Origin of the sequence: Amycolatopsis mediterranei (genome assembly GCF_026017845.1) — a bacterium.
GTDB lineage: Bacteria > Actinomycetota > Actinomycetes > Mycobacteriales > Pseudonocardiaceae > Amycolatopsis > Amycolatopsis mediterranei.
On sequence record NZ_CP100416.1, the window covers coordinates 356,425 to 375,961 of the forward strand.

A 19,537-nucleotide genomic window follows, 5' to 3' on the forward strand; every position below is an offset into this window, starting at 1 on the left:
ACGGGCTCCCTCGGGTCGTGCTTGCTGGTGGTGCTGGCCGGGCGTCCCCGGCGCTCACGCCGCGGGCTCCAGCGGCTCGCCGGAGAACGTCTCGATCAGAGCCGAGGCAAGCACCTCGGCCATCGCGGGCGGGACGGCGTTGCCCCAGCCGCGGACCTGCTTGCGCTTGGACTTCGCGACCTTCGGCGGCACCTTGTAGCCGGACGGGAAGCCCATCCCGGCGGCGATCTCGTGCGGTTCGAGCATCCGGAACGTGCACGCCTCCACCGGCGGCGGCGTGGCGTGGTGGGTGCCAGTGCTGCCGAGCAGGCCGTAGCGGTCCCGGGTGGTCAGCGTTCCCACCGGGCGGTCGGTGGTCTGGGTGCCGCCGTTGCCGTAGTAGGCCACCAACAGGGCCAGCTCATCTCCGGCCGGCGGGCCGACCAGACCGTGGTGGTTGCCCTGGGCCGAGACGGTGGGGATCGGCCCGGCGATGGGGTAGGCCGCGGTGGCGGAGCCGCCGCCGCGTTGCAGCGACACGAACGGCGGGACCACGACCGCGGTTTCACGGCGGCAGGTCTGCGTCCGCAACGGCACCGCGACGGTGGTGGCGGTGTCGACCCCGGCCCGCGCCGCACAGGACACGAGCAGCGGCGGGCACACCAGCCCGTCGGTCTCCCGGGTGGTGCGCGTCGGCAGCGGCACGGCAAGGCTCGTGGCGTGCTCGCGCCAGGTGCCGCCCGCGGGCGCCAGCAGCGCGCCGACGTGCCGGGCCAGCCCGGCTTCGATTCGGTCGATGGTTGTCGGTTCCAGCGGGTCCGGTCGGCCCTTCTTGTCGACGCGTTCGCCGATGCGCTGCCCTGGGTCGAGGCTCCAGTCGATGATCTCCGACGCCGGGAGCACGCCGGGTTCGATGATCCGCCGACGACAGGACCGGTTGGGGCAGCGGTAGACGTACTGGCCGTGCCGGATGCCGTAGACGCCCATCTCGGTGCCGGGCACCGCGGCGGGCTTCTTGAACGCCTGCACCGCCGACACCATGACGTCGCAGTCCGGGCAGTAGGCACGGGGCCGCAACCACTTGTCCCAGTCCGGATCGCGGCCCAGCGCTTCCAGCCAGTAGGCGAGGAAGAACCGGTTGCGGGACTGCGCGACCTTCCCGAGTGTCGGGCCGGTGACGTGCATGGCGTTGAGCGCGATCAGGCGGGTGCGGTAGCCCTCCTCCTCGATCTCGCGGCGCCAGCGCTTGAACTGGTCCCACTTGACGACCTGGACCACGTTCTCCGTCACGCCCCCGAGCACCGGCCGGCCGCGCCGGTTCATCGCCTGCAGGTACCGCGGAACTTCCTCCATCAGCGCCCGGGCGCGGGCAACGCTGGGGTCGGTGGCGCGCGGCCCGGTCGCCGGGTCGAACAGCACGCCCTGCGTGCTCTGGTCGAAGTCGCGCTTCACGCCGCGGGCGTCGGTCCACGGCGGACACGACGGGGAGGCCCAGAAGAAGTCCACCCGCGGGAAGGTGCCGATGTCGGCCTTGGCGATGTCGCCTTCGTAGTGGTCCATGCCGGGGAAGTTCAGGGCGTGGGTGGCGATGGCGTCGGGGTTGTGGTTGGCCCCGAGGACGCCGTGGGTGCCGGGGACGGCGAGCACGCCGGTGGCGTCTCCGCCGAACCCGGCGAACTCGTGGTAGGTGGTGTAGGTCATCAGGACGCCTCCATCGGCACGAGGTAGCGGACGGGCTTGCCCAGCTGGTGGGCGTAGGCGATCTCCCTGCGGGTGGACTCGCCGATGTAGCGGCCGGGGTTGATGATCAGCACTTCGTCGGCGCGGGCGATTTTCGCCAGGTGCAGCGTGTCGAGCGCGGTTTTGATCCGCTCACGCTGTTCGTCGGTGCTCCAGCGGGCGTCCGGTGCCTTCATGTTGACCAGAGGCAGGACAACGATCCGCCCGGCCAGCGACTCATCGATCGATGCCTCCAGCATCGCGGGCATGAACCGCATCGATCCGCAGAAGCAGACCGTGACAGGCGTATCGGGGTCGGTGTGGCTGGTGGTCATCGTGTTCGGCTCACTTCGGTGAGGGCGGCGTGTTCGGCCGCGGTGAGGGTGGGCTCGCCGATCAGGTAGTCGTGCAGGTAGGAATCCGCCGGGAGCCCGGCGGTGTAGAGGCAGGCTTCGCAGGTGCGGTGCGCCTTGGGCAGCTCGGCCCACCCGGTCTCACCGCACTCGCGGCAGGTGCGGCGGGCGGCCATTGCCTTGGCCAGCGCGGCGGCGCGGGCGGGGGTCATCGGCCTGACGGGTTTGGCCTCGGCGATGAGGTACAGGTTCGCGTACACGAGCTTGGCGGCCTTGTGGCAGCGGAAGTACAAGAACGCCACCGGGTCCTGCCCGCCCGGCCGCATGTTCTCTGCCCGCAGCTGGTGGCGGGTAGCCAGCAGGTGCCGCGGTGCAATGTTGTACGACAGCAGCGGTTTGCCACACCAGCGGCCGCGGGTGAACTCAAGATCCTGTGACCAGGGCACCGCGGCAAGCACCCACGGATTGCGTCGTGCCACGACTGGATCACCTCCGTTGAAGCTCGGGGTGCGGGGAGACAGGGCGAGGGCCGGACACGCGTGGTGTCCGGCCCTCGCCCTCTATGTCTGGTGTGGTCGGTGGGGTGGTCAGGTGCCGGGCAGCGGATCGGCCGGCGGGTTGGCTTCCACGTAAACCCGGCCGAGCCGGGATACGTAGACCCGGCCGTCTCGGGACTCACGGCGGCGGTTGGGTCGGAAGTCGGAGACCTCCAGCACGTCGAAGGCCAGGCGCAGCACCTTGACCGCGTCGTCGGTTTCGGCGCGGGTGCCCATGATGCGGATCTTCATCGGTGGCGGTGTTCCTTCCTGGTGGGTGGTGTCAGGCGGCGCGGCCGGGGCCACGCCGGTTGATGCGGCGGGGGTTGCCTTCCCCGGCTGCGAGTGAGGTGGCGATGACGCCGGTGTCCTTGGCCCACGAGGCCGGGGTGTTCCACGCGGCCACCGCGGTCTCCAGCTCTGCCCGGGCGTGCTCGCGGTCCAGCACTTCGGCCCCGACCAGTTGGCCGAGGGCGTAGGCGGCGGTGGAGAGGACCTTGTTCCGTCGCCCTGGTGGCTCGCTGGCGACGCGGTCGCACTCGGCCCGCACCGCGCGGGCGGTGTAGGCATCCGGGGCGGCTACAGGCTTCTCAGGACGCCCTGAGATGGCCCCAGAAGCGCGTTCGACGTTGGCTTGGACCAACCACCCCGGCAGCTCCACCGGGTCGGTGTCGTCGATCAGCTCGTACGCGCCGTTCAGCAGCACGCAGCCGGGCGCGAGGCCGTAGGTGCCCCAACCGCGGCTGTCGATATTGGTGGCGACGTGCTTGACCGTGCCGCGCAACAGCGTGCCGGGCGGAGCGGTGAACCACAGCTGCCGCCCGCCGGAAGGGGTGGCGAGAGTGAAGGTGTCCGGCAGCGGTCCGCCCCGCTGCCCGGCCAGCGCCTGCAGCTGGGTCCAGCCATCGGGGTCATGCTCCCCCCGGGCGGGGGGCTGCCCGGGCCGGGCCGCCTTGGGGATGTCGCAGTCGAGGATGAACAGCCCGGACGGGCCGGGGTAGACGGCGATGTTGTAGGCCACGCCGTCCGACCACCGCGCCGCCACCCGCTCCACATCGGAGGTGGCCAGCGACTCCGGCGTGACGTGCCCGTCGGCGCAGACCCCGCCACCGCGGCAGTGCTCCTGCCGGTGCCACAGCGCGGCCTTGCTGCCCGGACGGCACGGGAACACCTTCCACCCCCTGCCAGCCATCTCCATCGCCGCCGCCCGCAGTGCCGCGCTCTGCGCCGAACTGGTCATGTGCTGATCTCCTTTCGCCAGTGGGGTTCGCGGTCCCACGCCGCGACGTCGTGCAGGTGCACCCCGAACCGCCGCGCCAGCCCATCGGCGGTCGTGTCGAGCCGCGCGAGCGGGAGCCCGGAGGCAGTGAGTGCGGCGGCGAGCGGGAGGCCGGTGGCCGAGGCGTAGAACTCGCGCTGGTTCCACGCCCCGGCGATCACCCGCCCCGCTCGCCGCGCGGCGTCGTCGTCGATGCCCGCCGCGGTGAGCCAGGCGGTGATGTCGGTGGCCCGGTACTTCGCCTTCTCGGCCATAGCCGGGCACCGGGGTTAGAACGGCGGCTCGTCGGAGAACCCGCCCGCCGACCCCGTGGCCGGCGGCGCCGTCCACGGGTCCCGCGCCCCACCCCCGCCACCGCCGGTGCCGCCGGTGTGCTCGCCGCCGGAGCGGTCGGGGCGGGCCGACTTGGCCGGGTGCCACAGCAGCGACAGCGCGGCTTCGCGGACCTGGACGTCGAAGCCGTAGCGCTTCTCGCCGGTGTTCTTGTCCTGCCACTCCGACTGCTTGAGCTCGCCCACGATCAGCAGCCGGTCGCCCTTGCGGGCGTCGGCGACGTTCTCGGCCTGGCGGCGCCACACGGTGCAGCGCAGGAACGTCGCGCCCATGTCCCGCCACTCCCCGGATTCCTTGTCCAAGCGCCGATCGTTGGCCACGAGGGTGAACGAGCACACCCCCGCTCCGGAGGGGGTGAAGCGCATCTCCGGGTCCGCGGTGAGCGTTCCGGCCATCGTGATCTCCGGCAATCCAGCCATAATTCTTCTCCGATTCCTGTTGGTGGGCAGGCACGAACGCGCCCCCAGCCCGGGATGGGTCGGGGGCGTGCGCGTCCGCACCTGGTGGCGCGTCGGTGGTGGGTTCTGCTGGCAGGGGGTCCGGGTCAGCAGTGGTTAAGCACGGTGGTGACGGTGCGGGTGATCGTCACTTGTTTCGATCCTTCTGCGCGGCTTCGCGCTGCTTGCGCTGGATTTCCTCCTGCTGGCGCTGCAGCTCGCGGTGCCAGGCCCCGGAGTCGTTGGTGCTCACGCGGCCACCCCCATCACGGTCAGGGCGTGGGCGGCGTCGCGGGTGGCGCGGGCGCGGGTCTGGTCGGCGGCCCGCCAGATCACCACCGGGAAGGCGCCGTCCTCGCCCGGCCCGGCCGGGCGGAGCACAGGATCGCCGGGCGTGGCGGGGTGGGTGTAGGCGAACCAGCGCAGCCGGAAGGTCTGCGCGTCGGCCCGGTCCGGGACGGGCAGCTGCAGTCCCGGCGCGGCGGCGCGGATCATCGCCGCCGCGACCGCGGGGCGGGTGACACCGACGGCGACGATCGCGCCGGAGGGGTCGGTGAGCACGGTCGGGGCGTGCACGCACAGGCAGGCGTACATGTCGGTGGCGGCGGGCTCGGGCGCAGGCAGAAACTCGGGCATGACAGCGGAACCGTCCTTTCGGAACAGAGACAGCGGGGGTGGCGTCGCCGGGCCGCGCAGGGCATCAGGTGGCCGGCCGCGCGGCCCGGCGAAGAACAGCAGCGGCGGCCCAGACACGTGGCAGAGCCGGGGATCAGAGGGTGATCCGGCCGCGTTTCACGAGGGCCGGTGCGGCGTGCTGGATCTGTGCCCAGTGGCGGTTCACGGCCGCGCGGGCACTCGCGCGGACGGACCGCTCGGTGAGGGTCTGGCGGTATTCCCGGTGCATGATCCGTTGAATGGAGCGGAAAGCGCGGATGTCGTGACTGCTGTTGCCGCGGCTGGCTTTGCCGAGCCGGTGTTCCCGTAGCCAGCGGTCTTCGGCCTCGAACCCGGCCCACAGGCCGACCGCTTCGGCGATCAGCTGCGGCGGGTGGCCGCTGGGGTTGCGGGTCCGTACGTGCCCGCCGCGGGGCGTGAAGGTGATCGAAAGGATCTGGAGCCCGCCGTCACTCCAGGCCCACGCGTGGCCCAGTTCGTGCGCAGCGATGGCCAGGTGCGCCGGGTTGTCGGGGTCGCCGGCGGAGGTGAACAAGCCCATGAGGAGTCCTTCCAAGGTGACGTCGTCGGGTCGTGGGCGGAAAGCGCACGAGAGACAAGTTCGACTACTTTGCGTAGTCGCAGTGAGGTGCGCGGCGTCGTGTCACGCGGGTGAATCGACGGGTGAGCGAGCGGGTGAGGCGTGGCGAGGGAGGTGGATTTCCACCTCCGGGCTCACCTCAGCTCCTCACCTAGGCTGATCAGCGCAGATGGGCGATCAGGTGGAAAAGGTGAGCAGGTGAACCGGCCCCGTGAAGGGGCCGGTTCACCGGGGTTTTCGCGTCTGCCCGGGGTGGGTCAGTCGCTCACCTGCTCCTCGCGGTCCGCGATCGCGTTCGCCACGTGCCGAGCACGGACAGTGATAATTCCTTGCTTGAGCCGGACCGGGACACCGACCGCTTCGAGGGCTTCCTTGACCTTCTCCGCGGTGAGGTTGGCATAGGGCTCGTAGCCCGGGGCGAGCTTGCGCAGCCGCGCCCCGACGTCGGTGGCCTTGACGTCGGCTCCGGCGATCACCTCGGCCACGTCATCGAGCAGATCCCGCACCTGCGGTGCGGCTTCGACCTGCGCGGGCTCGGCCTTCGCGCCACCGCGGATGGCCACGGCGCGCTCGATCACGGTGGCGGCGTCGTCGCCGTCGATGAAGTGCGTGCGCACGGTCATCGACGACTGGCCGGCCGGGAGCGGCACCCCTTCCCCGGCCACCACCAACGTGCCTTTGTCCAGGCCAGAGCGCAGTTCGTGCGGCGCCGCGCCACCATCGACGGCCTTGTCCCCCACCGCCATCCGCGACTGCGACTCGGTGCCCAGCGCCAGCGCGGCCCGGATGTGCGCGCCTTCACGGACCAGCTTGGGCAGGTTCTGATCCGTCGGGTCCTGGGTTCCCTGCCACAGCACCACATTCACCGCCCGGCCCTGGTTCTGGATCTTGCGGGCGGCCATGAAGTACCGGGACTTGTTCGTCTGCCCGCCGTAGGGGTTCTTCTGGTCGTCGACCTGCGGATTCATGAACGCGTTCTGGGCTTCGTCGACCAGGATCACGATCGGCGCGAACGGCCCGCCGGGCTTGGTCAGCTCGCGGGGGACCCCGTTGCGGTACTTGTCGCCGTCGAAGGCCAGCAGCCGCCGTTCCATCTCCTCGACCCCCCATTCCAGCAGCTCAGTGGCCGCAATGCAGTGGGAGTCCGACGGGCCTTCGATCAGGGTTTCGGCGACCGGCTTGAACATCCGCCAGTCACCGATGCCCTTGAGGTCGGCGATGTGCAGGCCCACCGACGGGTCCAGGACCAGCCACAACGCCAAAGCGCGCAGCGAGGCGGTCTTGCCCTGCTTGGACAGACCGGTCATCAGCAGGTGGCACTGCAGCAGCGCCATCAGCACCGCGTCCCCGCGCAGGTCCACACCCCACGGCGCGCGGCCGGTGTAGAGGTCGGCGGTGATGGTCGGGTCGGTGACCAGCGGCGACGGCCCGATCGGCTGGTCCAGCGCACCGGAATCCGCCGCCCACACCCGGATGGTCCGCGGTGAGGGCGGGGTGGTGATGAACACCTCGTGCTCGTGGCGGCCCATGTTCTCCGCCAGCTTCCGGCGCTTGCGCTTGACCTCCTCGGTGTCCACACCGGACGGGAGGTGCACGTCGAACTCGACGCCGCAGCCGGCCAGCCGGATCGGGGACAGCATCGCCGCGCCACCGTCCTCCATCTGCTCGATCTTGCGGCGCAGCTCGGAAATCCGCAGGTCACGCAGGGCCGTGACGACGATCGACGGGGTGATGATGACGTCGTCGACCAGCCGGGCCGAGGCGGGACGGAACAGCTGCGGGACCGACTGCGAGTGGCGGCCGAGGTTCCACAGGTAGGTCAGCGCCCCGGCGGTCCCGGCGACGGTCAGGAACACCCCGTAGGTGATGACGAACCAGATGCAGAACCCGATCGCGTCGATCACCCCGATGATCGGGTCCAGGACTCCGCCGTGCCCGGCGATGGCCAGGATGATCCCGAGGACCAGCAGCAGTACAGCGACCGACAGCGTGGACAGGGCCACCGCCTTGGCCAGCTGGACCGGGGACTGAATCCAGTCCATCGCCCGGTCGTGGCGACGCTGCTTCTCGGTGACGTCGCGGGCCTCCCACTCGGCCAGCTTCTCGTGGTCCCCGGCCAGCTCCGCCGCCCGCATCATCCGTTCGTAGCGGGAGGACCCGTGCGTGTCGCGCCACCGCTTCACCGCCGTCACCGCGCCGAGCGTCGGGTACACCAGGACGTTGCGGCCGACGAACTTGAGCGTGGAGACCGTGGTCTCGTGGGTGACCGCGGTGACGGCGTGGGTGGACAGCCACAGGGCCTGGCGCTTGTACTCGGCCAGGCGCCACTCCATCTGCGCTTTCTGGGAGGTGTAGAGGCGCCACTGTTCGTCGGTGACGATCTCCCCCTCGATCACTTCAGGCCCGGACTCGACCGCGCCCGCGGCGGTGGACCGCTGCTGGTCAGGACGGGCGCGCAGGGGGTGGATGGTGGCCAGCTCCGCCGCCGACCCGGCGGTGGACTCGGTGCCGGACTGGCGGGTGGTCTCCGGGGTGGTCTGGTTGTTGTTGGTGTGGTCGGTGGGGTTCATCGTGTGGTGCCCTTCGTGCGTGGACGGGGACCGCACGCGCGGGCAGGACCGAGCCCCTGCAGCAGCAGCGCGGGAGGGTTCGACCCTGCCCGCGGCGCGGGGTGGGTCAGTCGCTACCGCCGGACTCGGCCAGGTAGCGGGCCTTCAGCTCACGCGCGGCCGTCTTGCCGCATTGGAGCGTCTTGCGGATCGATTCGCCGTTGCTCGGGTCGAACCCGGCGGGCGGGTCCGCGACGGCGGCGGCGAACTCCTCGGCCAGCTGCGCGAAGCTGCGCCGCTTCGGCTCCGGGATCGTGGCCCGCGCCGTGCGCCGCACCCTGGTGGTGCGCCGGGTCGCCGCCGGTCGGTCGGCCGGGGTTGTCGGTGCCGTGATCGGGGCGGGCGAGCTGGAGAGCAGGGTGGCGGCCGGCTGGTTAGGCTCGTCCGGAGCGGCCTCGGTCCTGCCCTCCCCCCTCGCGGTGACCGGGGCCGTTCCCGCTTCCGCGCCGGTGGGCAAGGCGAGCCCGGCGAACGCGGCCAGCAGCCTGGGCAGGCACCGCACCACCGCGACCGCGACGACCGGGCCGAGCAGATGCAGCACCAACCCGGACACCGTGAAGCTGGCGGCCACGCCCGGTAGGTGGGGCCAGGCGTTCATGCCCAACGTGAGGCCGAGGAACACCCACTCGGTGCGGTCCACCGCGCGGTCGTTGAGCGGGTGCCCGCGGGTGGTGAGGTAGGCGCGGCCGGACACCACCATCAGCAGCGCCAGCGAACAGAACGGCTCGGCCAGCCACGCGAACCACCACCGCGGACTCCCCGCCGCCGCCCCCTCGGCCGCGAACGCCTGCACCCCGGCCGTCGACCACGCCAGGGCGAGGGTCAGCGACACCAGCGCCACCGCCAGGATCAGGCGACGCATCCGGGCGTCGCGGTAGGCCAGCACGCGCGGGTCGCGGTCCAGCCGCCACAGCGCGGCGGCCTGCTCGACCGCCTTGCGCCGGGTGCGGACCTTGTCCGTGGTCACCTGGAACGGGGCGGTGTCGGTCTCCAGCGCGAGCAGCTGGTGGGCTTCGGCGTGCTCGGCCACCCGCCGCCGCACCCGCCGCGTCACCCCCCGCCCCGCACGCTGCGAGGCGGGCTCCGGGTCGCGTGGCGGTTCCGGCGCGTCGGCGGCGGCGTGGCCAGCCGGGGCGGGCGGGGCGGGCGGGGCGACGGCGGCGAGGTGGCGTTCCAGGGCGGCCAGGCCGCGCCCGACCTCCCCACCGTCGTCGTCGTGGTCGTCGCCTGCGATCTTCGTGGTGCTCATGCCTTGGCCTCCTTCCGGTCGGTGCCCGCAGCCGGGGCCGGGGCACTGCTGGCGGTGCTGGACAGCTGCCGCGCGGGCGGGGTCGTGGTCACCGCGATCTGCCGGGCGGGGCGGGTGCGCCGGTGCAGCCGGATCTCATTGGCCGCCCACACCCCCGCGAGCACCGCGGAAATCAGGTCCAGCCACGGCGACCAGATCTGCCCGGCGACCAGCGGCGCACCCACGCCGGTCAGCTCGATCGCGTGGGCGCTGGTCCACGCCACCGCCACGTCCGTGCGGGTGCGGCGGCGTGGCGCGGCGGCCGGGGGCGTGTCGTTGAGCTCACGCATGGACGACCTCCCAGTGCATCCGCCCCGGCGGTCCGGGGCTGGGGTGGGTGTTGTGCGGGTCGAAGAACTGGTTGACCGGGCCGCGCGGCGGCGTGGACACATGCCGGGTGGCGTAGGCGTCCAGCGGGGCCATCACCCCGGCCAGGATCCGGGCTGCCACCACCAGCGGGATCCGGATCAGGTGCAGCACCAGAAACAGCGCCAGCGCAGCGAACACCCGCAGCAGCGCCCACGTCCCGTTGCGCTCCAGCAGCCGGCCCAGCAGCGCCGCACCCGGGTTCGGCGGGAAACCGTCCGGTGTAGACATCACCGCTCCACCCCGATCGCCTGGTCCCACGACCGCGATTCGTCGTTGGACATCTCCGCCCACGCTCCGGACGCGGTCGCGGCGGCCAGCGCCAGCGTCGCGTGCACTTGGGCACGTGCTACGACCTCCGGGGTCGGCGCAACCCAGTCCGTATCGCCCCACGGAGTCACCCGCTGAATGCCTCCGGCGATCAGCTTCTCGGCGATCTTGTAGTGCTCGGGTCCAGTCATCGGCCGACCGCCTCTCGGGCGCACGGCGTGCACGACGATCCGCCGTTGGGCAGCCTGGTCCCGCAGAAGATGCACTTGCTCGGACCGTTGGGCACGATCACGACCGGCTGCCTACCGCCGCTGCGGCTCGCGTTGCTGTTGTTGGTGGTGTTTCTACGGTTCATGGTCAGGACTCCTCGGTGGTCGGGTCGAGCCGGTACGGCTCGGTGCTGGTGGTGTAGAGGAAGCGGAACAGGGCCTGTTGCAACGCCACGAAGTCATCGCCGGAGGTCAGCTCCGGGTAGCGGTGGCGGGCCAGGACGTCGGCGACGTCGACGACCAGGCCGAAGGTGAACCGGTCATCGTCGTCCTTTGCGGGCAAGGGATAGCGGCGATCTCTGCTCATCGCGGGAGTGTCCTTTCCGGACGATCGCGGTTTCGGGCGAGAGTGAGCCCCGTAGGCGGGTGCCAGATGCGTCAGTGGCGGCGTCAGGCCGCGGGGCCGTTGGCGAGGCGCGCCCACTCGCGGTCCCAGTCGATGCCCTCGCAGCCCCGCGGGACCAAGGCCTCAGCGGCGTCCAGGAGGCTTTCCACGGTGCCGCGGGGCAACGCCACATCCGCGCAACCGGCGGGCGCGGTCAAGGTGAGCAGTACGTGCCCGAAGGTGCCGCCGATGTCCGGGCGGACCACCACATCACCGTCGCCGGCCGGTTCGGACAGGCCGGTGGCCAGCAGCTCCCGGGCGAACAGCCACTCGTGCCCGGCGATCAGCAGCGTGACCGCCCACGGATCGGCCGGGTCGTAGAGCAGCGCCACCGGCACCGGGCCGCGCCCGTTCACCACCGCGTCGGCGGGGTAGATCAGCTCCACAGGTCCCAGCTCCCCGGCGAGTCCGGGCCGAAGCCGTAGCGGCGGGCCGCGTCGAAGAGGATGTCGGCGTGGTCGAACGCGAACCCGCCGCGGTGAGCGACCCGGGCCGCGGTCGGAAGCGGCATCCACGCCGCCGACGCCGCGTCGTCCCCGGCCACCGGGGCGATCGCGTCCTCGAGCACCGCGCCGTAGGCCACCGACACGTACCGGCCGCGGGCATCCCGGCCCGGGGCGTCGTAGACCCCGATCCGGTCGAGCACCACCCCGGACAGGTCCAGGCCGGTTTCCTCGGCCGCCTCCCGGCGGGCGGCCTGCTCCGAGGACTCACCGGCATCGACGTGCCCGCCGGGAAGAGCGAGCTTGCCCTTGTCCGGGGCCCAGCCGCGCTCGATCAGCAGCACGTGCCACACGCCCTCGTGCATGGCGAACAGGGTCACATCGGCGGCGTAGAACACCGGGTCCCGGTCATCCAGCCTCGCAGCGACCTTGGCCGCAAGGGAACCAATCCACGACATAGCGACTGTCCTTTCGGGAAAAGAGCTGGCAGGAGGGGATTCAGGCGGCGGCCCGGACGGCGGGGCCGGCCAGCAATGCGGTGACGTAGGAGACGAACGAGCGCTCCGCACACGGGTGCACCGCGCCGGTCTGCGGGTCCCGCAGCGTGGTGCGCAGCCACAGCGTCAGCCGCGCCACCGACCAGCCCTGTGCGCGGCGCTTGGCGATCGCGGCCACCAGCGCGTCCAGGAACTCCGGCCGCACCCGCGGTGCCCGCACCGCGGCCTTCGCCACGACCGGGCTATCCGGGGTGGTGTTGGACAGCGGCGGCCGGCTGGTCTGGGTGCGGCGCGCCTCCGCGGCCTCCCGCTCGACCTCGGCCAACAGGCGAACCTGCGCCGCGACGTCGCGGTAGACCCCGGCCCGGCGGTGCATCACCACATCGCGGGTGCCGCGGGTCAGGACCCGGGCGTTGGCCGCCAGCAGCCCTGCCAGCATCTCGAACCGCCGCGCCACCACAGCCGGACCGTCCTCACGCACCAGCACCAGCGGGTTCCCCTCGGCCACCACAGGCTCGGCCTCGGCCAACAGGCGCAGCTGCGCCGCGACGTCGCCGTAGACCGTCGCCCGGACACCCGTCACGATCTCCGGCAGCCCGGCCGTGGCCAGCAGCGTGGCGTTGCGGGTCAGGGTGTCGGCCAGGTCGCGGAACCGGGCCGCGGTCACCGTGGTCAGCGTGCGGGACATGATCGGTCCTCCTCGTACGGGGCCGGGAGCAGGCATGGCGGTGCCCCGGGACGAATGCAGAAATTTGCAGTGGTGCGCGGAACTGCGCGGGAAAAGCGGGTGTTGGTCAGGCCGCCAGGGCCAGGTAGGCGTCTTCGATCTCGACCCGGGTGGCGTCCAGCTCCGTCAGGAACACTCGCGCCAGGCGCATGGCCTCCATGCTGTGCGGGCCGGAGAACTCGACACGCACCGTGCTGTACGCGACGTCCAGCCAGTGCTCCCGCTCCCACGCCGTCGCCGACACCGGCGGCATCGTGGCCAGCAGGTGCACGAACGCGGCCGGGACGAACAGGCGGTCCGTCATCTCAGGCCACCTCCCCCAGCGGGCGAGGCGTCGCGGTCGGCAGCGCGATCACCTGGGCCACCGGGCGCTCCAGCTCGGCCAGCGCTTCCTCGATCTCCGCGATCTCCGCGTAGAGGTCGACCAGCTCAGCAACGTTGTCGAAGTCGTCCACCAGGACGCCGTCACCGGCGAGGCTGGTGGTGTCGGCGAAATAGTCGAAGTCCAGCTCGGCAGCGTCCATCTCGATCTTGCGACGGGCAGTGCGTGCGGGGGTGCTCATCGTGCGAGTCCTTCCGGGTCGTTGCTGACAAGTGCTGACATTAGTCAGTATTGGTCAGGGCGTCACTACATCATCCGGGTGATGATTGGTCAGTGCTGGTCGGCTCGGTAGACTGTTCGTATGGCGACTGGAACCGCTGGCTTGGCGGCCTACGAACGTGTTGCGGCGGCAATCCGCTCGGACATTGCAGAGGGGCGCTTAACGCCAGGGGAACGACTTCCGGGAAATCGGGCACTAGCTGAGCAGCACAGGGTTTCCCTGCCTACGCTCCAAAAAGCGGTAGGTATCCTGCACGACGAGGGCTGGTTGATAGTTCGGGCCGCGGTCGGTGTCTACGTGTCAGACGAACCGCCGGCCGAAAGTGTCGGAGACTCGCCAAGTCCGCGAGACCTGCGCCGGACGGTCGTTGAACTACAGGCGGAGGTGCGAACCCTCCGTGAGCGGGTTGATCGCCTGGAGCAGGGCTAGTGCAGGCTCCGAAGGAACGTCGCCACGCTGTCGAAGGCGTCACCGATTCCACTCACGGCGGCCGTGGTCATGCTGGCCGCATCCACAGGGTGCTTGATCACGAGTACCAGCGCGCCGATGCCCAGGATCACGAGGGCCCCCTTGAGCAGGCCGCCACGCTTCGACGTCGGGATTATCAGGCCACCGTTGTTCTTTGCCATCTGGTACCTCCTGGGTCCGAGCCGGAGCGGTGTGTCCGCTGCCCTGACTCAAGAAAACACCAGCTCAGAGGACGTCGAAACCACGTTTGCGGGGACGCTTTGAGACGTCCACGCCGGACGAAACGTCCCTTGAAACGTCCCGAGCGCCCCGCCGGCCCGAGGAGCGACCATCATGGCTAATGACCGTCTCCGCACAGCGATGCTGGCCGCGGGATTGACCGTCGACTCGCTTGCGGCGGCGCTGCACCGCGATCGCAAGACGGTTGAGCGGTGGATCAGTCAAGAGCATCGACAACCGCACCGCGAAACGCGGGTCGCGTTGGCCAGCCTGCTCAAGGTCCGGGAGGTGGATCTCTGGCCTGAATTGGGAGGCTTGCCACGTCCGGCAGCCGTCGAATCCGAACTCGTTCACCTGTACCCCTCCCGGTCGGCCATCACCGGAGCGAACTGGAGTGAACTACTGACGCGCGTCAGTGACAGTATGGACGTTCTCGTGTTTTCGGGCGCATTCCTTGTTGAGCAATACGACTTAATACCGCTCATTCGCGAAAAGGCGGCCAATGGCGTCACATTTCGAATATTAGTGGGCGACGAGTCTTCGGACGCAGTCAAGCGGCGAGCCATCGACGAGGGCACGCCGGGCGGCCTCGAAGGACGCATTCAACTCATGCGCCGCTACTTGTCCGACGTCGTCGACCTTGACGGTGTCGAGGTGCGAACTCACTCAACTGTCCTTTATAACTCGATCTACAGGTTTGATGACGACCTACTTGTCAACGGGCACGCTCATGGCGCTTTGGCTGGGCAAAGTCCCGTCTTGCACCTCCACAAAGTACCCAATGGACAAATGTGGGGCCACTACATGAAGTCCTTTGAGTTGACATGGAAGAATGCGAACCCGGAAATTAGCCAGGAAGGCTAGCGCCGATGCCCCGCGTTGACTACTTCGACGACCCCAAGGCTCCGAGGGCCAACAGCGTTGTACCGTCGGTGACGGTCGCGATCCGCGACAAAGACGGCCGCTTGCTCCTTATTCACAAGGTAGACAACGACCTCTGGGCGCTTCCGGGTGGAGGTCATGATGCCGGTGAGCGGATTATTGACACCGCGGTGAGGGAGGTGCGCGAAGAGACTGGCCTGGAGGTCGAAATCAGCCGCCTAATCGGAACATACACGGACCCGCGCCATGTCATTGCTTACGACGACGGCGAAGTGCGCCAACAGTTCTCACTTTGTTTCGAGGGGAACTGGATTTCCGGAACGCCTCGCGAAGATGGCACTGAAACGAAGGCGGTTCGCTGGGTGAAGCCTAGCGAACTTGACAAACTGAATATCCACCCATCGATGCGAATGCGCATTGAACATGCTCTTGATTCAACGCGCTCCTCACCCTACCTAGGCTAACTTGGCCTCAACGCGCCGAACGGCTTCTTTCAGGATCGGAGCGGCATGGAGCCACGTTTTATGAACTGGATCGTTCGGTGGATACCGCCGCAAGATCTCTTGGATTCGCTCGTCATAAGTAAGCGATTGTCCCTGAGGGCCAGTCGTCAAGTCGGCTGCAACTAAGGCGTCGAGGACGGCGTTGTCCGCAAAGGGAAACTCTTTGAGGTCGACACTCATGCCGCGCTGCTCGGCTTCAAATCGAGCGCCCGAGTGATGGGCCACCAAATTGACGATCTCACCCGACCATCCGGCTTGCCGCAAGAACCGTGCGCCATCCAGGGGGTGAAATCCGGTGTGATTGATCCTTGGCGAATAGCCGATGTCGTGCAGCCATGCGGCGGCCACTAGGGTGGCGCGGTCTTCGGCTGGTACCGCACGGGCAAGGTCTCCGGCGCGTGTAGCGACGGCTTGGACGTGAATCCAACGCTGACCCAGTGGAGCTACGAAATCTTCGGCCAGCGCGGCGGCGGATGACACCAATTCGGTGGCGTCAGCTCGGTGCGCTCGTTCGTCGTCAGCCATGAGTGAGAATCCTAGGGGTTAGGTCGGCTGAACCACAGAGGTCCCTCGTATTCGGTCGTTCTCAATACTAGCGGTGTGGTTGTCCGCTAAACCCACTCGCCGTTGGCCTCGCGCATGTGGGTGCAGTAGTGCGGTTCTCCGAGGTGAAGGGGTTCGGCGGGGTCCTGGTAGGCCCAAAAGTCTTGTGAGTCTTCGGACTGGTCGAGCCGGACGGTCGACCAGTGGTAGCCGGGGCCGCGGGCTTGTGCGGCGTCCAGCAGCAGCGTGCCGAATCCGCGCCGTCGGTGGGCGGGGTCCACCTGGATATGGCGGACGACCCCGCGGTGGTCGATGCCGCATAGTTGCAGCTCGGTGATCGCCACGACGATGCCGCGCACCCGCACCTCAAGCCGCCCGGCCCCGGCGCGGACAGCTGGCCGGCGGGCCACCACGAGGATCCTTGCCCCGCGATCGTCGAGCTGGTCGGCCTGGTCTGCGGGCATCGGTGTGCGGTGGTCGACGACCAGCCACCGGGCTCGTGGTTGGCGCCGGGCCCAGCAGCGGGCGCACACCTGCGTTGAGAGGCGGAGCGCGTGGTGGTAGCCGCTGCCACCGTTGGCGAGTGCCCACCGGTGTTTGCGGTTGAGGCACCAGACGTGATCGCGCTGCGAGCGGACCGGCAGGTCCTCGGGTTCGCTTGTGTCGGGTGTTTTGTCCAGCCGCGGGTGTTCGCTCACGCGTTCGATGGTAGTGGCATCGTTGCAGCTCACCGTGCATCCTGGCGGCATGGGTGAGGGAACGATCTTTGACAGGTGGGAGGCGGCCGGTCGTCGGGCGTTGCAGCGTGACGAGGCGCGGCGGGCCCGGCGAGCGGCGATCGAGCGGGCCGTCCGATGGCCGCTGCTGGCCACTACCGCGGCGGTGGCGGTGGCCCTGGGATGGCTGGCTGATTGGCCGTGGTGGCCGTGGGCGATCGGCGTGGGCGTCCTGGCGGTACTCGCCCTGGTGGGCAGTCGCCGCGACGCGGCTGGGCTGGCGACGCGACCGCACGCTCCACGTGCTCGCCGCCGTCGTAGCCGGCCTGGTGCTGATGGTGACGTCCACGACGATGCTGGCGGTGAACGCGGCCGAGCAGGCCGCGATCGAGCGGCAGCAGCAAGCCCAGGCACACGAGCAGGCCGTGGCGCGGATCTTGCCGCGGACACCGGCCAGCATGGTGAACTTCCTGGCCGAGCGCATCGCCCGGCCCACTCCCACGGCGGTCGCCGACGCATGCTTCGTGTTCAGCCCGGCCGCGCAGCGCCAGCTGGCCGACGCCCACGGCGGGGAAGACTGCCCCGGAGCCATCCAGGCACTCGCTGCTCAAGTCGTCGACCCCAGCGGCTACGTCAACCACCTGTGGCTCCCCGGTCGGGCAACCCAACCCGGCCCGGCCGGCACGCTCACCGTGGACGCCTGCGTGCTCGACTTCGGCGGCATCGCCGGCTGGTCCGGCCCTGATCCTGGGCCACAGATTGGGCATCTGACCCTGACCCAGCAGCACGGCGAAGGCCAGCTCATCACGAGATATACGCGCTGCTCTTGACAAACACGGTCATAGAACTCCCACTCACCGTTCGTCGCGCTCTCTGAATTATCGCGCTCTGCGAACCATCTGTCACAGGTTGTTAGAAACAAGCGTGGCGTGGTCACGCATTGTTGAAAACTTCGGGACGCCGTCAAACACTGAGTAACTACGTGAAGTCTGCGTGAGGTTAATTATTTACTAAGTTGACGTCGAACGTTGGGACTCATAAGGTATTTCTTTCGTTTTCGGGAATCCACGCCGGGCGCCAATCTGCAATCGTTAAGCGGTCATTTGCTTAGCGTTTGCAATTGTGCCCAGCCGAATATTTTCGTCATTCACCGCGCAGCGGCGGCCATTCACCGTACGCTCCAGTTTCGGCTAGCCACGCATTGTTACCGAGGGCCAAAGTAGAGGACGGCTCCCCGCACCTGCGGGGAGCCGTCTGGGCCTCCGCCTGGACGCCGGCCCGGCGCGCTCCTGCCAGCAAGCTGTCGCGCGCCGAGTCGGTGCTAACTCCAAACGAAGGAGCTTGTACACCGTGACAATACGCCGTCCTCCAGCAGAGATGCCAGATGACGACGACCGGAAAAGGCGGGCTGCCTGGCCAGCGTGGATGGTTGCAAGCTGGGCAATCACGTTGCGCGTAGCACTGCTCGTGGTCGTCATCATCGTCGTCATGGCCTTCTGCTCGTGGGCGTTTCAAGCACCTCTGACCCTCGGGCCGCTCCACGTCGGCGCAAGTTAGGAGTCAGAAGCCAAGTCGGACCAGGGCGCCTCTTTGTGCACGGGAACCTGAGGGGCGCCCTGTCCATCACCTCTGCGAGTGTTTTCGCGTTCGACCCGGTCGCGTACCAGCAGCTGACGGCGGCCAGCCCACCCGGCTCGGCCGGCACCCTCGCCGTGGATGCCTGCTCGCTTGACCACGAGCACCAGTTGACACCCAGCGTCGCCTACTTCGCCGACTAGGGTAGCTGGGGCACAAACACCTGGTCGACCCGCTGATTGACGGCGTCGTCACACTAAAGATATCGCTTTATTGGCAATCGATCACGGGTTCCGCCGGCACCTCGCACCGCATTCGGTTCTGAAATTTCAAGTACGCCAATCTGAAGGCGTTGTCATCTACAGGTTGGAAGCGGACCGTTGAACCGACACCTGACGGAAGAATTGAAGCCAACGCTGAGGCGAGAGCCCACGCCTCACCGCTACCGTAAACGTATGCCTGATTGAGTGCGCTCTGAAAAGATTGTTTCGAATCCTGCCAGGCGTGGGCGATGTTTTGATCGGTCGAAACTTGCGGTTTTGATACAAGTGCGCGACTGTGTTCGTCAGCCAGATTGTTACTTCTCAGTTCAAAATCGTTCGCCGCGTCAAGCAGTGTCGCATAAACTTGCGAACGCTTGATCCGCGCCTCATCTTTTAGGGCAGATTTTCGGCTCGTCTGCTGTTGATCTATGGCGGCTTGATATGCGCCGTTGGCAGAAATATATGAAGCGAGGACAGCCGCAGTTCCTGTCACGGACGCCGCCACGAACGCTGCCACGAAAGTCTTCACGTGGTCCTTGCCGAGCGTGCTCGACAGCCGCGCCTTCCGCCTAGTTTCTGGGCCTCCGTGGTCTTGGCGTTCGGCCTCTGAGGGCTCGGACGCGGGTGCAGGTGCGGTCTCCGCCCTTCTGTCGGCAGACTCCGGCTCGTCGGGCCTATCCACAGCGGTCACCGTACCTTTGGCAGCTCGAAGGGGGTGTCTTGTTGCGGTCGTATCGTTGGCTCTAGGAGATCAGTCGCATGCAGTTCACCTGGGGTTACGCGGGGCTGCACCGTGCCCAAGAGGGGGGCCAGTCTCCAGCGGTCACGGCCGTCCGTGATCGTGGCGAGGACGACGAGTTGAGCACCGCCGGGCGGTGCGCCCTCCTCGCCCGGAAATCGGTAGGCACTTGCCCTGTAGTCGCCGACGGGCAGACTCGATCTTTCGGTCGATCGAGCCGCTGTCGGGAAGGGCTGCTGTCCCGCGACACTCCGAGGACGCCCCGAAACTCCGGCTCCCAGG

At 68.8% G+C, this 19,537-nt stretch carries 29 protein-coding genes; 5 read left to right on the forward strand and 24 right to left on the reverse strand.

Annotated elements, in window-relative coordinates:
• Window positions 1-54: 54 nt before the first annotated feature.
• The 20 genes from ISP_RS01795 to ISP_RS01890 form a co-directional block, all read right to left on the reverse strand.
• On the reverse strand, window positions 55-1,680 hold the full coding sequence (locus ISP_RS01795; protein WP_013222300.1) for a DNA cytosine methyltransferase: 1,626 nt from the start codon (window positions 1,678-1,680) through the stop codon (window positions 55-57).
• Window positions 1,680-2,033, reverse strand: a complete 354-nt coding sequence (locus tag ISP_RS01800; protein ID WP_012477114.1) for a hypothetical protein — start codon at window positions 2,031-2,033, stop codon at window positions 1,680-1,682. The genes ISP_RS01795 and ISP_RS01800 overlap by 1 nt, the downstream gene beginning before the upstream one ends.
• On the reverse strand, window positions 2,030-2,530 hold the full coding sequence (locus ISP_RS01805; protein ID WP_012477113.1) for an RRQRL motif-containing zinc-binding protein: 501 nt from the start codon (window positions 2,528-2,530) through the stop codon (window positions 2,030-2,032). The genes ISP_RS01800 and ISP_RS01805 overlap by 4 nt, the downstream gene beginning before the upstream one ends.
• A 108-nt stretch (window positions 2,531-2,638) precedes the next feature.
• The gene (locus ISP_RS01810; protein ID WP_013222301.1) at window positions 2,639-2,839 is read right to left on the reverse strand and encodes a hypothetical protein; all 201 of its coding nucleotides are present in this window, start codon (window positions 2,837-2,839) and stop codon (window positions 2,639-2,641) included.
• A 31-nt stretch (window positions 2,840-2,870) separates the two neighbouring features.
• Entirely contained in the window at window positions 2,871-3,827 is a 957-nt protein-coding gene (locus tag ISP_RS01815; RefSeq protein WP_012477112.1) for a bifunctional DNA primase/polymerase, read from the reverse strand.
• Window positions 3,824-4,120 carry a hypothetical protein gene (locus ISP_RS01820; RefSeq protein ID WP_013222302.1) on the reverse strand — a complete coding sequence of 99 codons (297 nt, stop codon included), beginning with the start codon at window positions 4,118-4,120 and terminating at the stop codon, window positions 3,824-3,826. Before ISP_RS01820 ends, ISP_RS01815 begins: the two co-directional genes overlap by 4 nt.
• Before the next feature lie 15 nt (window positions 4,121-4,135).
• On the reverse strand, window positions 4,136-4,609 hold the full coding sequence (gene ssb / locus ISP_RS01825) for a single-stranded DNA-binding protein (RefSeq protein ID WP_013222303.1): 474 nt from the start codon (window positions 4,607-4,609) through the stop codon (window positions 4,136-4,138).
• A gap of 276 nt (window positions 4,610-4,885) precedes the next feature.
• Complete coding sequence (locus tag ISP_RS01830; protein WP_013222304.1) at window positions 4,886-5,272, reverse strand: hypothetical protein; 387 nt, start codon at window positions 5,270-5,272, stop codon at window positions 4,886-4,888.
• Window positions 5,273-5,405: 133 nt separating this feature from the next.
• The gene (locus ISP_RS01835) at window positions 5,406-5,852 is read right to left on the reverse strand and encodes a hypothetical protein (RefSeq protein ID WP_012477109.1); all 447 of its coding nucleotides are present in this window, start codon (window positions 5,850-5,852) and stop codon (window positions 5,406-5,408) included.
• A gap of 296 nt (window positions 5,853-6,148) precedes the next feature.
• Window positions 6,149-8,461 carry a cell division protein FtsK gene (locus tag ISP_RS01840; protein ID WP_012477108.1) on the reverse strand — a complete coding sequence of 771 codons (2,313 nt, stop codon included), beginning with the start codon at window positions 8,459-8,461 and terminating at the stop codon, window positions 6,149-6,151.
• 106 nt (window positions 8,462-8,567) lie between these two features.
• A complete protein-coding gene (locus ISP_RS01845) occupies window positions 8,568-9,749 on the reverse strand; it encodes a hypothetical protein (protein ID WP_014466539.1) in 1,182 nt (393 codons plus the stop codon).
• Window positions 9,746-10,078, reverse strand: coding sequence for a hypothetical protein (locus ISP_RS01850; protein ID WP_013222308.1), 333 nt, complete (start codon window positions 10,076-10,078; stop codon window positions 9,746-9,748). The genes ISP_RS01845 and ISP_RS01850 overlap by 4 nt, the downstream gene beginning before the upstream one ends.
• Window positions 10,071-10,385 (reverse strand): hypothetical protein, encoded by a 315-nt coding sequence (locus tag ISP_RS01855; protein WP_012477105.1) that lies wholly within the window; start codon window positions 10,383-10,385, stop codon window positions 10,071-10,073. Before ISP_RS01855 ends, ISP_RS01850 begins: the two co-directional genes overlap by 8 nt.
• Complete coding sequence (locus tag ISP_RS01860) at window positions 10,385-10,615, reverse strand: hypothetical protein (RefSeq protein WP_012477104.1); 231 nt, start codon at window positions 10,613-10,615, stop codon at window positions 10,385-10,387. The genes ISP_RS01855 and ISP_RS01860 overlap by 1 nt, the downstream gene beginning before the upstream one ends.
• Window positions 10,616-10,781: 166 nt before the next feature.
• A complete protein-coding gene (locus tag ISP_RS01865) occupies window positions 10,782-11,000 on the reverse strand; it encodes a hypothetical protein (RefSeq protein WP_230468681.1) in 219 nt (72 codons plus the stop codon).
• 83 nt (window positions 11,001-11,083) lie between these two features.
• Window positions 11,084-11,464 carry an SsgA family sporulation/cell division regulator gene (locus ISP_RS01870; RefSeq protein WP_013222310.1) on the reverse strand — a complete coding sequence of 127 codons (381 nt, stop codon included), beginning with the start codon at window positions 11,462-11,464 and terminating at the stop codon, window positions 11,084-11,086.
• The gene (locus ISP_RS01875) at window positions 11,455-11,979 is read right to left on the reverse strand and encodes an NUDIX domain-containing protein (RefSeq protein WP_012477102.1); all 525 of its coding nucleotides are present in this window, start codon (window positions 11,977-11,979) and stop codon (window positions 11,455-11,457) included. The genes ISP_RS01870 and ISP_RS01875 overlap by 10 nt, the downstream gene beginning before the upstream one ends.
• A 40-nt stretch (window positions 11,980-12,019) precedes the next feature.
• The gene (locus ISP_RS01880; protein WP_013222311.1) at window positions 12,020-12,706 is read right to left on the reverse strand and encodes a hypothetical protein; all 687 of its coding nucleotides are present in this window, start codon (window positions 12,704-12,706) and stop codon (window positions 12,020-12,022) included.
• A gap of 106 nt (window positions 12,707-12,812) precedes the next feature.
• A complete protein-coding gene (locus ISP_RS01885; RefSeq protein ID WP_013222312.1) occupies window positions 12,813-13,049 on the reverse strand; it encodes a hypothetical protein in 237 nt (78 codons plus the stop codon).
• 1 nt (window position 13,050) lies between these two features.
• Window positions 13,051-13,308, reverse strand: a complete 258-nt coding sequence (locus tag ISP_RS01890; RefSeq protein ID WP_012477100.1) for a hypothetical protein — start codon at window positions 13,306-13,308, stop codon at window positions 13,051-13,053.
• Window positions 13,309-13,428: 120 nt separating this feature from the next.
• On the opposite strand from ISP_RS01890, the gene ISP_RS01895 reads away from it, so the two are divergent.
• The gene (locus tag ISP_RS01895) at window positions 13,429-13,776 is read left to right on the forward strand and encodes a GntR family transcriptional regulator (protein ID WP_012477099.1); all 348 of its coding nucleotides are present in this window, start codon (window positions 13,429-13,431) and stop codon (window positions 13,774-13,776) included.
• Here ISP_RS01895 and ISP_RS01900 read toward each other — a convergent pair.
• Entirely contained in the window at window positions 13,773-13,976 is a 204-nt protein-coding gene (locus tag ISP_RS01900) for a hypothetical protein (protein ID WP_012477098.1), read from the reverse strand. The genes ISP_RS01895 and ISP_RS01900 overlap by 4 nt on opposite strands.
• A gap of 172 nt (window positions 13,977-14,148) precedes the next feature.
• Between ISP_RS01900 and ISP_RS01905 the strand changes: the two genes are divergently transcribed.
• Window positions 14,149-14,898, forward strand: a complete 750-nt coding sequence (locus ISP_RS01905; RefSeq protein ID WP_012477097.1) for a helix-turn-helix domain-containing protein — start codon at window positions 14,149-14,151, stop codon at window positions 14,896-14,898.
• Window positions 14,899-14,903: 5 nt separating this feature from the next.
• Entirely contained in the window at window positions 14,904-15,380 is a 477-nt protein-coding gene (locus ISP_RS01910; RefSeq protein WP_012477096.1) for an NUDIX hydrolase, read from the forward strand.
• Here ISP_RS01910 and ISP_RS01915 read toward each other — a convergent pair.
• Together ISP_RS01915 and ISP_RS01920 are read right to left on the reverse strand one after the other, a co-directional pair.
• Window positions 15,372-15,944, reverse strand: coding sequence for an HD domain-containing protein (locus tag ISP_RS01915; protein ID WP_012477095.1), 573 nt, complete (start codon window positions 15,942-15,944; stop codon window positions 15,372-15,374). The genes ISP_RS01910 and ISP_RS01915 overlap by 9 nt on opposite strands.
• 86 nt (window positions 15,945-16,030) lie before the next feature.
• Entirely contained in the window at window positions 16,031-16,660 is a 630-nt protein-coding gene (locus ISP_RS01920; RefSeq protein WP_230468682.1) for a GNAT family N-acetyltransferase, read from the reverse strand.
• A 320-nt stretch (window positions 16,661-16,980) separates the two neighbouring features.
• On the opposite strand from ISP_RS01920, the gene ISP_RS01925 reads away from it, so the two are divergent.
• Window positions 16,981-17,508 carry a hypothetical protein gene (locus tag ISP_RS01925; protein ID WP_013222314.1) on the forward strand — a complete coding sequence of 176 codons (528 nt, stop codon included), beginning with the start codon at window positions 16,981-16,983 and terminating at the stop codon, window positions 17,506-17,508.
• Window positions 17,509-18,270: 762 nt separating this feature from the next.
• On the forward strand, window positions 18,271-18,456 hold the full coding sequence (locus ISP_RS01930) for a hypothetical protein (protein ID WP_013222315.1): 186 nt from the start codon (window positions 18,271-18,273) through the stop codon (window positions 18,454-18,456).
• A 67-nt stretch (window positions 18,457-18,523) separates the two neighbouring features.
• On the opposite strand, the gene ISP_RS01935 is transcribed toward ISP_RS01930, so the two are convergent.
• Window positions 18,524-19,045, reverse strand: a complete 522-nt coding sequence (locus ISP_RS01935) for a hypothetical protein (protein ID WP_141748496.1) — start codon at window positions 19,043-19,045, stop codon at window positions 18,524-18,526.
• Window positions 19,046-19,537: the final 492 nt, after the last annotated feature.